Annotated in this window: 9 protein-coding genes; 2 read left to right on the top strand and 7 right to left on the bottom strand. The window is 69.8% G+C overall.

Annotated elements, in window-relative coordinates:
- Nucleotides 1-13 precede the first annotated feature (13 nt).
- Nucleotides 14-835 (top strand): DUF3097 domain-containing protein, encoded by an 822-nt coding sequence (locus PV734_RS43235; protein ID WP_319093431.1) that lies wholly within the window; start codon nt 14-16, stop codon nt 833-835.
- A 196-nt stretch (nt 836-1031) separates the two neighbouring features.
- On the opposite strand, the gene hemW is transcribed toward PV734_RS43235, so the two are convergent.
- The 4 genes from hemW to lepA all read right to left on the bottom strand — a co-directional run bounded on the left by hemW (nt 1032) and on the right by lepA (nt 9253).
- Nucleotides 1032-2264 carry a radical SAM family heme chaperone HemW gene (hemW, locus tag PV734_RS43230; protein ID WP_319294794.1) on the bottom strand — a complete coding sequence of 411 codons (1233 nt, stop codon included), beginning with the start codon at nt 2262-2264 and terminating at the stop codon, nt 1032-1034.
- 141 nt (nt 2265-2405) lie between these two features.
- The gene (locus tag PV734_RS43225) at nt 2406-4559 is read right to left on the bottom strand and encodes a SpoIIE family protein phosphatase (RefSeq protein WP_319294792.1); all 2154 of its coding nucleotides are present in this window, start codon (nt 4557-4559) and stop codon (nt 2406-2408) included.
- 593 nt (nt 4560-5152) lie between these two features.
- A complete protein-coding gene (locus tag PV734_RS43220; protein ID WP_319294790.1) occupies nt 5153-7027 on the bottom strand; it encodes an AMP-dependent synthetase/ligase in 1875 nt (624 codons plus the stop codon).
- 345 nt (nt 7028-7372) lie between these two features.
- Nucleotides 7373-9253: a translation elongation factor 4 gene (gene lepA / locus PV734_RS43215; protein WP_319093438.1), complete on the bottom strand. Its 1881-nt coding sequence runs from the start codon at nt 9251-9253 to the stop codon at nt 7373-7375.
- Between the two features lie 276 nt (nt 9254-9529).
- On the opposite strand from lepA, the gene rpsT reads away from it, so the two are divergent.
- On the top strand, nt 9530-9796 hold the full coding sequence (gene rpsT / locus PV734_RS43210; protein ID WP_006377997.1) for a 30S ribosomal protein S20: 267 nt from the start codon (nt 9530-9532) through the stop codon (nt 9794-9796).
- A 474-nt stretch (nt 9797-10270) separates the two neighbouring features.
- On the opposite strand, the gene holA is transcribed toward rpsT, so the two are convergent.
- The 3 genes from holA to PV734_RS43195 all read right to left on the bottom strand — a co-directional run bounded on the left by holA (nt 10271) and on the right by PV734_RS43195 (nt 12531).
- A complete protein-coding gene (gene holA / locus PV734_RS43205; RefSeq protein WP_319093439.1) occupies nt 10271-11263 on the bottom strand; it encodes a DNA polymerase III subunit delta in 993 nt (330 codons plus the stop codon).
- Between the two features lie 92 nt (nt 11264-11355).
- Complete coding sequence (locus PV734_RS43200; RefSeq protein WP_319093440.1) at nt 11356-11601, bottom strand: hypothetical protein; 246 nt, start codon at nt 11599-11601, stop codon at nt 11356-11358.
- A 69-nt stretch (nt 11602-11670) separates the two neighbouring features.
- Nucleotides 11671-12531, bottom strand: a complete 861-nt coding sequence (locus PV734_RS43195; RefSeq protein ID WP_319093441.1) for an arylamine N-acetyltransferase — start codon at nt 12529-12531, stop codon at nt 11671-11673.
- Nucleotides 12532-12535 lie beyond the last annotated feature (4 nt).

Raw genomic sequence — 12535 nt, 5'->3', positions numbered from 1 at the left:
TATCGTCATCCGAATGCGCCAGTACTCTCCGGACCTGACCCCACCGTGGAAGAAGCCCAAGCCCGTGCCGCAGGTCCCGGCGGACCCCGGCCTGGTGGTCGAGGAGCCGGGTACGGGCTTCTGCGGCGCGGTGATCCGCTGCGAGGCGGGCACGGTCACCCTGGAGGACCGCTTCGGCAGACACCGGGTGTTCCCGCTGGAGCCGAGCGGCTTCCTGCTGGAGGGCAAGGTGGTGACCCTGGTCCGCCCGACCGGGTCACCGGCCGCGTCTTCGGTACGTCCGTCCCGTACCGCTTCCGGTTCGATGGCGGTTCCCGGTGCCCGCGCACGGGTGGCCCGGGCGGGGCGGATCTACGTGGAGGGCCGGCACGACGCCGAACTGGTCGAGAAGGTGTGGGGAGACGACCTGCGGGTCGAGGGCGTGGTCGTCGAGTACCTGGAGGGCATCAACGACCTCCCCGCGATCGTGTCCGAGTTCGCCCCCGGCCCGGACGCCCGCCTGGGCATTCTGGTGGACCACCTGGTCCCGGGCACCAAGGAGTTCCGGATCGCGCGGTCGGTGACGAGCGAACACGCGCTGGTGGTCGGGCACCCGTACATCGACGTGTGGGAGGCGGTGAAGCCCACGTCACTGGGCATCCCCGGCTGGCCCCGCATCCCACACGGACAGGACTGGAAGACGGGCGTGTGCCGGGAACTGGGCTGGCCGCAGAACACGGGTGCGGTGTGGCAGGCGATCCTGGCGAGGGTGAGTTCCTACAGGGACCTGGAACCGGAGCTCCTGGGCCGCGTGGAGGAACTGATCGACTTCGTGACAGCACCACCAGAAGCGTGACTGCGCGAAGCGCGAGCTCCCTTCCCACCCACCCACACCCCCCAGCCCCGGCCCGCATTTCCAGCTCCGGCCCGCATTTCCAGCCCGTCCGGCGTTTGAGGACAAGGCCCGTTCAGGGCCGGAGCGGGGGTCTGGGGGCGCAGCCCCCAGGAACGGGATGGGACGGGTAGGGGCGGCGGGGGCGAATCCCAGCCCGTCAGTCCACCAGGTCCCGAACCACCGCGTCCGCCAACAACCGCCCCCGCAACGTCAACACCGCCCGCCCCTCCCCATAGGGCCCCGCCTCCAGCAACCCCTCCCGCAACGCCCGCCCCGCAGCCCCCAGCCCCGCCTCCCGCAACAGCGCCAACGGCACCCCCTCCCGCAACCTCAGCTCAAGCAGAATCCGCTCGACCCGCCGGTCCTCCTCCGACAGCACCTCACGCCCCGCCCCGGGCGACCGCCCCGCCGCCAGCGCCCCCGCGTACGCCCCCGGATGCTTCACGTTCCACCACCGCACGCCCCCCACATGGCTGTGCGCCCCGGGCCCCGCGCCCCACCAGTCGGCGCCACGCCAGTACAGCTCGTTGTGCAGGCACCGGGCAGCCTCCGAGGTCGCCCAGTTGGACACCTCGTACCAGTCGTAGCCCGCAGCCCCCAGCACCTCGTCGGCGATCAGATACCGGTCGGCGTGCACATCGTCGTCGGTCATCGGAACCTCGCCCCGGCGGATACGCCGAGCCAGCTGCGTACCCTCCTCCACGATCAGCGCGTAGGCGCTCACGTGATCGGGCCCCGCACCGAGCACGGCCTCCAGCGAGGCCCGCCAGTCGTCGTCCGACTCGCCGGGCGTGCCGTAGATCAGATCGAGGTTCACATGGTCGAACCCCACCGCCCGCGCCTCCGCGACACACGCCTCGGGCCGCCCGGGCGTGTGCGTACGGTCCAGCACCTTCAGCACGTGCTGCTTCGCGCTCTGCATCCCGAAGGAGATCCGGTTGAAGCCGCCCTCGCGCAGGGTGGCCAGATACCGCTCGTCCACGGACTCCGGGTTCGCCTCCGTCGTCACCTCCGCGTCCGCCGCGAGGCCGAACTCGTCGCGGATCGAGCGCAGCATCCGTACGAGATCCTCGGCGGCCAGGAGTGTGGGCGTACCGCCTCCCACGAAGACCGTGCGAACCTCGCGGGGGTCGTCGCCCAGCACCTTCCGCGCGAGCCGGACCTCGTCGATGAGCGTGTCGGCGTAGTTGTCGCGGGAGGCGAGGACACCGCCCGTGCCGCGCAGCTCGGTCGCCGTGTAGGTGTTGAAGTCGCAGTAGCCGCAGCGGGTCGCGCAGTACGGGACGTGGAGGTAGAACCCGAGGGGACGGTCCGCGGCCCCGGCGAGTGCGGGGGCGGGCAGAGCGCCGTCGTCGGGGACGGGTTCGCCGTCGGGGAGTGCGGAGGGCATGCCTTCCATTGTCCAGCACCGCCGCGACGACCCGCCCCACCAGATGGCCTGGGCATCACCGGGACGCGATCCGGGCGTCAGGGCACGCGCCATCCGGACGCGTAAGTCGCACACATCCGCCGGACACATCAGCCGGACGCGTCAGCCGGTCTGCAGCACCAGCAGCGCCAGATCGTCCTCGGGCGGCTTCTCCCCGAACTCGTGGACGAGTCGGCGGATACGTTCCGCGATCAGCTGCGCGTCCAGCCCGGCGCAGCCGGCGAGGGCGCTCGCCAGCCCGTCGCCGTCGTCGAACTGACGGGGCCCGCAGCGCCGCTCGGTGACCCCGTCGGTGACGCACAGCAGGCTGTCGCCCGGCCACAGCTCGAAACTTCCGCTCGTGTACGTCTCGTCCTCGACGACCCCGAGCAGGGTCTGCGGTTCGGCGGCCGTAAGGACCTCACCGCTCGCCCGGAGCACCAGCGGCAGCGGATGCCCGGCCGAGGCGAGAGTGCAGCGCACGCCTCCGTCGAAGGGTACGAGCTCGCCGTAGAGGAGGGATAGGAACCGGGTCTGCGGCCCCTCGCCCTGCCGTCCCACGGCCTGCGCGGTGGGATCGGCGAAGCCCACCGATCCCACCGAGCCCCCTGATCCCACCGGTGGCGCGGGCCGCCCGTCCGCCGCGACCAGCGCGCGGGCCGCCGCGTCCGCCGTCTCGGTGGCGTCGTCGAGGAGCAGCTGGTTGAGCCGGTCGAGGACATCGGCGACCCGGTACCCCTCACGGGCGAGCAGCCGCAGCCACGGCCGTGCCAGCCCGATCACCACGGCCGCCTCCGGCCCCTTCCCCTGGACGTCGCCGACGGCGAAGCACCAGCGGCCGTCGCCGGCCGGGAAGAGGTCGTAGAAGTCGCCGCTGGGGCCACCCTTGTCGCAGGGTTCGTAGACGAGGGCGCTGCTGACGCCGGGGATCTCGGCGACGGCGCCGGGCAGCAGTCCGCGCTGGAGGATACGGCTGATGGTGGCCTGGCGGGCGTACTGTCGGGCGGCGCCGATGGCGAGGGCCACGCGGCGGCTGAGATCCTCGACCAGGCCGGTGACCTCGTCGAGGAAGCGGATCGTCCCGGCCCGCCCGATGACCAGCGTGCCCAGCGGCCGACCGCCCGCGACCAGCCGGTAGGCGAGCGCGGAGCCGGTGTCCCCGTGCCCGCCGAGCACCTCGCCGGGCCACGGCACCGTGACCGGCCCGGTTCTGGTGGTGTCGGGCGGGCGCGGCGGGTCCTTCTCCAGGGCGCGGCGCAGTTCCTCGACAGAGTCCTCGCTGCCGTGCCAGACCCCGACGAGCCGTGGCCCGGGCCCGGTGTACCCACCGTCCCCGTCGCCGCCTCCGCCTCCGCCTCCGTCGCCCCAGCTCCCGCGCCCCATGGACTCGTCCTCCAGCCACACCGCGCACCAGTCGGCGAGGCGCGGCACGAGGAGCTGTCCGGCGAGCGCGGCGACGAGGTCCTCGTCGAGCTGCCCGGCGAGCAGGTCGGAGGCCTCGGCGAGGAAGGAGAGGGCCCCGTGGTTGAGCCACTCCTGGTCGTGCGCGTCGCGCGGGTCGCGCTGCGGCTCGGGGGCGAGGATCCCGGCGACCCGTAACCCCTGGCCGAGTGTCTGGGTCCCGGCGCACGGGTCGAGGTCGTCGTCGATCATCATGCCGTCGGCGGGGATACGCGCCCAGACGGTCTTGATGCCGGTTCGGTAGGTGACCCCCCATGCCTCGGAAAGCACGGAGACGAGACGCAGTCCACGCCCGTACTCCGGTATGTCGTACGGCAGTTCGGCACCGCCGTCCCGAGGTGCGCGGGAGGGATGGTGATCGGACACCTCGACGACAAGCGCGACGCCGTCCACCCCCTCCCCTTCCCTCTCCCCTTCTTCGCACCCGTCACCCTCCGACTGACCCAGCCCACCCAGCCCACCCAGCTCACCCGGTTCCTCCCACTCTCCCGGGGTCTCCAGGCGGCACTGCAGTTCCACGTCAGTCCCCGCGTGGACGACGGCGTTGGTGACGAGTTCGCTGACGACCACCATGGCGTCGTCGATGAGCCGGTCGGGCAGTGACGCGGCGCCTGGCAGGCCGAGTTGAGCCCATTCGGCCAGAGCGGCGCGGACGAGCCCACGTGCGGCGCCGGGCGCGAGAGGACTGCCGCCGAGCGTGGCATGGGCCACCGCACGCCGGTCCGCGCGCTGATCCGCACCCCGGTACGCGGGCGCGCCCGGCGCACGAGACGGCGCACGGGGGACGGTCTCCCGTTGCGTCGGAATGGCCCCCATCAGCGGCTCCCCGGGCAGATCGTACGAATACACCTCAGTGGACGCGGACAGAGTGACAGACCGACCACGCCCATAAGCGCCGAGTTACCGAAGTGAGCAACCATGGGTGCGAACAGTGCTACGCAAGTGCTCAAAGTCAGACAGCTTCGGGCATCCGATCTACGTCTGTCCGAACTGCCTCTGTCCGAACTACGTCCGCTGCTCGCCACGATGACAGCGGCCCGGGACGGTGACTTCGCGAAGGTTCCGGAGGCCGGCCATGGCCTCGGGGCCGAGCTGAACGGGCTATACCTTCCGCGGACACGCCAAGGACAGCCAGGTCGGCGTCCAACTGGCAGAGCCGGCCGAGCCGGCAGATCAGTTGTCAGGCGGCGAAAGCCCTCCGCGCGCCGAGGGGCTGCTGAGGCGTAACCGAGGACTTCGCCAAACCGCTGATGAACAAGGGCCGCGAGTTCTGACGGAGGAGCGCGGGGACCGTGTCCATCTGCGGCTCCTCCGCGCGGGCGCACGACAAGCCACAACGCACCCGCACCCGCACCGGTATCCGCACCGGTATCCGCCGTCAGTCCCCCGCGGCCCCCTCCGCTCCCGCGCTACGCCTCCCGGGACCCCGCGTACATCTCGTCGATCAAGTGCTTGTACTCCCGCTCGACAACCGGCCGCTTCAACTTCAGACTCGGCGTGATCTCCCCGTGCTCAACATCGAGATCCCGCGGCAGCAGGCGGAACTTCTTGATGGTCTGCCACCGCTGAAGCCCCCCGTTGAGCTCCTTGACGTACCCCTCGATGAGAGCCACCGTCGCCGGCGCGGCCACCACCTCCGCGTACGACTTCCCGTCGAGCCCGTTGTCCTTCGCCCAGCCCAGGATCGACGGTTCGTCGAGCGCGATGAGGGCCGTGCAGAAGTTCCGGTCGGCGCCGTGCACCAGGATGTTGGAGACGTACGGGCAGACCGCCTTGAACTGTCCCTCGACCTCGGCGGGCGCGATGTACTTGCCGCCGGACGTCTTGATGAGGTCCTTCTTGCGGTCGGTGATGCGCAGATACCCGTCGGGCGACAGCTCACCGATGTCGCCGGTGTGGAACCAGCCGTCGGACTCCAGCACCTCGGCGGTCTTCTCGGGCAGCCCGTGGTACCCCTCCATGATCCCGGGGCCGCGCAGCAGGATCTCGCCGTCGTCCGCGATACGCACCTCCGTGCCGGGCAGCGGCTTGCCGACCGTGCCGGTGCGGTAGGCCTCGCCGGGGTTGACGAAGGAGGCGGCGGAGGACTCGGTGAGGCCGTAGCCCTCCAGGATGTGGATGCCGACGCCGGAGAAGAAGAAGCCGATCTCGGGGGCGAGGGCGGCCGATCCGGAGACACAGGCGCGCAGGTTGCCGCCGAAGGCCTCGCGGATCTTCGAGAAGACGAGCGCGTCGGCGACCTTGTGCTTCGCGGCGAGACCGAAGGGCACGGAGGCGGTACCGGTGCGCCGGAAGTTGTCCTGGCTGACCTTGGCGTACTCGCGGGCGACCTCGGAGGCCCACTGGAAGATCTTGTACTTGGCTCCGCCACCGGCCCGCGCCTTGGCCGCGACCCCGTTGTAGACCTTCTCGAAGATGCGCGGCACGGCGGCCATGTACGTCGGCTCGACGACCGGCAGATTCTCGATGATCTTGTCGACCCGGCCGTCGACGGCTGTGACGTGCCCGACCTCGATCTGGCCGGAGGTGAGCACCTTGCCGAAGACATGGGCGAGCGGCAGCCACAGGTACTGGACGTCGTCGGCGCTGATCAGCCCGGTCGCGGCGGTCGCCTTCGCCATGTACGCCCAGTTGTCGTGCGGCAGTCGGACCCCCTTGGGGCGGCCCGTCGTACCGGACGTGTAGATGAGGGTCGCGAGCTGGTCCTTCGTGATGGCCCCGACCCGCTCCTTGATCAGGTTCGGGTGCTCCTCCAGGTACGCGGCACCGCGCCGCTCCAGCTCGGCGAAGGTGAGCACCCCCTCGCCGCTCTCGACGCCGGCCGGGTCGATGACCACGACATGGGTGAGTTCGGGGAGGTCGGCGCGCTTCTCCTGCACCTTGGCGAGCTGGGTCGCGTCCTCGGCGATCAGCACCTTGCTGGCGGAGTCGGCGAGGATGAAGGCCGACTCGTCGGCGTTGGTCTGCGGGTACACCGTGGTCGTGGCGGCGCCGGCGCACATGATGCCCAGGTCACCGAGGATCCACTCGACGCGGGTGGCGGAGGCGAGCGCGACGCGCTGCTCCGGCTGTACGCCCAGTTCGATGAGGCCGGCCGCGATGGCGTAGACCCGCTCGGCGGCCTGTGCCCAGGTCAGTGACTTCCAGTCGTCGGGGCCCTCACCGGCAGCCGGGGGCACCGGGTAGCGGTAGGCCTCCGCGTCCGGCGTGGCGGCCACGCGATCCAGGAACAGACCGGCGACGGACGGCGGACGGTTCTCGATCAAGGTCTGTGTGTCGCTCACGACATCCTCCGGGGCCCGCGGCAGTGCGGCGGCTGGCTCATTTGCGGCTGTTGTTACTTGCGTCTTCCCGGGGGACGGCCCCCGGACCCCCAGCAGACAAGCTGGTCAGCAGGGTGTGACCGGCCTGCACATCACGAGGCGAAACCTGAGTGACTCGCGAGTAACTACCGAGCAGAGATCAGAGTAAGGCGCGACCGCCCGGCGCGTAAGGGGCGACGGCCTGTCACTTCCCGTGGAGAGCGACTGTTCGCTTCCTACAGGCCCGACGGTACACACGCGAAGGGGGCCCACCGCGTTCTTACGCGACGAGCCCCCGTTCTCCCGATTTCCACGGGTCGATGTCGGCTACTTCTTGCCCTTGCCCGACCCCGCGTTGTCGTCGCTCGACAAGACGGCGATGAAGGCCTCCTGCGGAACCTCCACAGAGCCCACCATCTTCATCCGCTTCTTGCCCTCCTTCTGCTTCTCCAGCAGCTTCCGCTTACGCGAGATGTCACCGCCGTAGCACTTGGCGAGAACGTCCTTGCGAATCGCGCGGATGGTCTCGCGGGCGATGACCCGCGACCCGATGGCGGCCTGGATGGGGATCTCGAAGGCCTGGCGCGGGATCAGCTCACGCAGCTTGGCGACGAGCCGTACGCCGTACGCGTAGGCCGCGTCCTTGTGGGTGACGGCGGAGAAGGCGTCGACGCGGTCGCCGTGCAGCAGGATGTCGACCTTGACCAGCTGGGCGTCCTGCTCTCCGGTGGGCTCGTAGTCCAGGGAGGCGTAGCCGCGGGTCTTGGACTTCAGGTTGTCGAAGAAGTCGAAGACGATCTCGGCGAGGGGAAGCGTGTAACGGATCTCCACACGGTCCTCGGAGAGGTAGTCCATGCCGAGAAGGGTGCCGCGGCGGGTCTGGCAGAGCTCCATGATCGAGCCGATGAACTCGCTGGGAGCGAGGATCGTGGCCCGGACGACCGGCTCGAAGACCTTGTCGATCTTGCCCTCGGGGAACTCGCTCGGGTTGGTGACCGTGTGCTCCTTCCCGTCCTCCATGATCACGCGGTAGACCACGTTGGGCGCGGTGGCGATGAGTTCGAGGTTGAACTCGCGCTCCAGGCGCTCACGGATGACGTCGAGGTGCAGCAGGCCCAGGAAGCCGACACGGAAGCCGAAACCGAGGGCCGCGGAGGTCTCCGGCTCGTAGACCAGGGCGGCATCGTTGAGCTGGAGCTTGTCCAGTGCCTCGCGGAGGTCGGGGTAGTCCGATCCGTCCAGGGGGTAGAGGCCGGAGAAGACCATCGGCTTGGGGTCCTTGTACCCGCCGAGGGCCTCGGTGGCGCCCTTCTCCTTGCTGGTGATGGTGTCACCGACCTTGGACTGACGGACGTCCTTCACGCCGGTGATGATGTATCCCACCTCACCGACGCCGATGCCGTCGGCCGGTGTCATCTCAGGAGAGGAGACGCCGATCTCAAGGAGCTCGTGGGTGGCGCCGGTCGACATCATCTTGATGCGCTCGCGCTTGTTGAGCTGGCCGTCGATGACACGGACGTACGTGACCACGCCCCGGTAGGAGTCGTAGACCGAGTCGAAGATCATCGCGCGGGCGGGGGCGTCCTTGACGCCGACCGGGGCCGGAACGTCGCGGACGACCCGGTCCAGGAGCGCGTCCACACCGACGCCGGTCTTCGCCGAGACCTTGAGCACGTCCTCGGGCTGGCAGCCGATGAGGTTGGCGAGTTCCTCGGAGAACTTCTCCGGCTGTGCGGCCGGCAGGTCGATCTTGTTCAGCACCGGGACGATGGTCAGCTCGTTCTCCATCGCCAGGTACAGGTTGGCGAGGGTCTGGGCCTCGATGCCCTGGGCGGCGTCGACGAGGAGGACGGTCCCCTCACAGGCCGCGAGCGACCGCGAGACCTCGTACGTGAAGTCGACGTGTCCCGGGGTGTCGATCATGTTCAGGATGTGAGTCCTGGCCTGACCGCTCCCGTCACCGTCGGTCGGGGCCCAGGGCAGACGCACCGCCTGGGACTTGATCGTGATGCCGCGCTCGCGCTCGATGTCCATGCGGTCGAGGTACTGGGCGCGCATCTGCCGCTGGTCGACCACTCCGGTCAGCTGGAGCATCCGGTCGGCGAGCGTGGACTTGCCGTGGTCGATGTGCGCGATGATGCAGAAGTTGCGGATCAGAGCCGGGTCGGTACGGCTCGGCTCGGGCACATGGCTAGGGATCGCGGGCACGCAGGGTCCTGATTCTTGAGGCGTCCGCAGTGTCTGCGGTCTCGGGTCGGATCGATACGTAGGCTTCATGGTCCCACGGGCGGGAAGCGGGGACCGGTTTGGGCGGGTTCGTCGGACCCCGGCCACCGGATTGGGCTGTCCTGAGGGTGACTGGTAGCCTGGGCCGTTGTGTCTCATGCCCTCTCAGCAGGAGACACGCGTGCAGTGAAAACCAAGAAGCAATCAAACGGCGCGTGAGGCATGCCCTCGTGCGCCTGAACCTGAAAAGGCTCATTCGTGGCGAACATCAAGTCCCAGATCAAGCGGATCAAGACCAACGAGAAGGCCCGGCTGCGCAACAAGGCCGTCAAGTCCTCCCTGAAGACCGCGATCCGCAAGGCCCGCGAGGCAGCTGCCGCGGGTGACGTCGCGAAGGCGACCGAGGCTCAGCGCGCTGCCGCGCGCCAGCTCGACAAGGCCGTCTCGAAGGGCGTCATCCACAAGAACCAGGCCGCCAACAAGAAGTCGGCGCTTGCTTCCAAGGTCGCCACCCTCAAGGGCTGAACCTCTCTTTCCTTGATCTGATCCAACCGCCGGAGGACCAGAGCGGGCCCTCTCTCCCGCTCCCACCCGGCACCCCGGCCCCACGCACGATCTGCGTTCGCCACGCGGGCGTGAGGCCACCAGCAACACCAGAAGACTCTCGACCCGAAGGCCCCGTTCACCGCCCTCCCCAGGACAGCGACCGGGGCCTTCGGCATGAACGAAGACGCTTCAACAGCGCGGTCGGTACCTGTCCACTGCGAGCGGACGCACTTCCAGCGCGGTCGGTACCTCTCCAGCGCTGGCAGCCACCCCTCCGGCCCGGTCGGCACCTCTCCACCGCGAGCGGTCACCTCTCCAGCCCCGGCCCGCTTTTCCAGCCCGTCCGGCGATTGAGGACAAGGCCCGTTCAGGGCCGAAAGCGGGGGTCTGGGGCGCAGCCCCCAGGAACGGGATGGGACGGGTAGGGGCGGCGGGGGCGAAAACCCCCACCCCCTACCCCCGCCCCCGAGACCGAGCAGCCCGAGCAATCACCACAACCGCCTTCTCCAACGCATACTCGGGATCATCCCCACCCCCCTTCACCCCCGCATCAGCCTCAGCCACCGCCCGCAACGCCTCAGCGACCCCATCCGGAGTCCACCCCCGCATCTGCTGCCGAACCCGGTCGATCTTCCACGGCGGCATTCCCAGCTCCCGCGCGAGATCCGCCGACCGACCCCCACCCCGCGCGGAGGACAGCTTCCCGATCGCCCGCACCCCCTGCGCCAACGCACTGGTGATCAGCACCGGCGCCACCCCGGTGGACAACGACCACCGCAACGCCTCCAGCGCCTCGGCCGCCCGCCCCTCCACGGCCCGGTCGGCGACCTCGAAGCTCGACGCCTCGGCCCGCCCCGTGTAGTACCGCCCGACCACCGCCCCGTCGATCGTCCCCTCGACATCCGCGACGAGCTGAGTCACCGCGGACGCCAGCTCCCGCAGATCACTGCCGATCGAGTCGACGAGCGCCTGACACGCCTCCGGTGTGGCCGATCTCCCCGTCACCCGGAACTCCGACCGCACGAACGCCAGCCGATCCGCCGGCTTCGTCATCTTGGGACACGCCACCTCCCGCGCCCCCGCCTTGCGCGCCGCGTCGAGCAGCCCCTTGCCCTTGACTCCCCCCGCGTGCAGCAGCACGAGGGTGATCTCCTCCGCGGGCGCCCCGAAGTACGCCTTCACGTCCTTGACCGTGTCGGCCGACAGATCCTGCGCGTTGCGTACGACCACGACCTTGCGCTCGGAGAAGAGCGACGGACTGGTCAGCTCAGCCAGCGTGCCCGGCTGCAACTGGTCCGAGGTCAGGTCTCGTACGTCCGTGTCGGCGTCGGCGGCCCGAGCTGCGGCCACCACCTCCTGCACGGCACGGTCGAGCAGGAGGTCCTCCTGGCCCACGGCAAGCGTGACGGGGGCGAGAGGGTCGTCATGTGCGGTCTTCTTGGCCATCGGGGAAAGCATCCCACGAGCCACTGACAACGCGGCCCGACCACAGCCCTGCCCACCACCTCGACCACGGCCCCGCCCGCCCGCTCACCCGGCTACGGCTCCTCCCGCCACCCCTCCCACTCCCCCACGAACTCGTCCAGCTCCTGCGGATCCAGCCGCCCCGCCTCGTCCCGCAACACCACGAGCCACTGCGCGTCCTCGGCGTCGTCCTCACCGGCCAGGGCATCCCGTACGAGCTGGGGCTCCTCACGGATACCGAACCGGTCACGCAGCGCCTCCACCACGTCCTCGGCGGCATCACGGTCGGGCAGCACCAGCACATGTCTCACATCGTCCACGGAAACATTTTCCGCCACCCCGCCGCCCCGATCCCCTCGCTCCACCCCGGCCGCCCCGGTCACCTCCAGTCACCCAGCTCCCCCGGTGGCCTCAGCCGCCCCACCGGTTCCCCGTACCGTCGGCACGCCCGTCACCTCGATCCCGAACCGCTCCCGGTACACGGAGAGCACCTCGCTGTCCGCCTCCAGCTCCCTCACCTCCCGTTCCCCGCCCGGCGCCGTCACCGTGAGACTCCGGCCGCTGAGCGTGATCCTCCCTCCGTCCTCCGTGACCCGCGAACAGACCAGGGACCGCGTGAAATGCGACTCCGGCGAGGTGCTGTGCCACCAGGCCCCGGCGACGAAGTCCCCGAGCACACGGGGCCGCAGCTCCAGCCGGTACTGGCGCACACCGTCCCGGACCACGTCCAGGTCACCCGGGCCGTCGTCCGCCCCGTCACCTCGTGCTCCCGCCGCGTCCGGCCCCGCCTCGACGACCCGGAACGTACCGCCCGGATCCTCCTGCTCCTGGCGCTGCCCTATCGCCACCGGCCGGTGACTGTGCGCCCCGAAGCCCACGTCGACCAGCCAGTCCCCGTCGTCGGCCGTCCGCACCCGGAGCGCGAGATGGTCGTAGGGAATGCCGAGCCGGTCCTCGTCGCCGTACACCCGCGCCGCGAGCAATGTGACATCGAAGCCCAGTGCCGTGAGCAACGCTCCGAAGACACCGTTGAGTTCGTAGCAGAACCCGCCCCGACGGGCGTTCACCACCTTGTCGAACAGCCGGTCCTCGTCCAGCACGATGTCCTCGCCCAGATGGATCGAGAGGTTCTCGAAGGGCACCGACACCAGGTGCCGCAGTTGCAGCTCGCGCAACACGTCGAAGCTGGGCGACGCGGGACGCTCGGCACCCAACCGGCGCAGGTAGGCATCAGCCTGTTCGGAGTTCATGGTC

This window comes from Streptomyces sp. AK08-02 (assembly GCF_033795085.1).
GTDB classification, from domain to species: Bacteria; Actinomycetota; Actinomycetes; order Streptomycetales; family Streptomycetaceae; genus Streptomyces; species Streptomyces echiniscabiei.
This window is presented reverse-complemented; position numbering and strand designations above follow the sequence as displayed.

Coding starts and splice junctions, on each gene's coding strand:
- PV734_RS43225 (WP_319294792.1), bottom strand. CDS start 4,559: ATGGGGGCCATTCCGACGCAACGGGAGACCGTCCCCCGTGCGCCGTCT.
- PV734_RS43235 (WP_319093431.1), top strand. CDS start 14: ATGCGCCAGTACTCTCCGGACCTGACCCCACCGTGGAAGAAGCCCAAG.
- hemW (WP_319294794.1), bottom strand. CDS start 2,264: ATGCCCTCCGCACTCCCCGACGGCGAACCCGTCCCCGACGACGGCGCT.
- PV734_RS43195 (WP_319093441.1), bottom strand. CDS start 12,531: ATGAACTCCGAACAGGCTGATGCCTACCTGCGCCGGTTGGGTGCCGAG.
- holA (WP_319093439.1), bottom strand. CDS start 11,263: ATGGCCAAGAAGACCGCACATGACGACCCTCTCGCCCCCGTCACGCTT.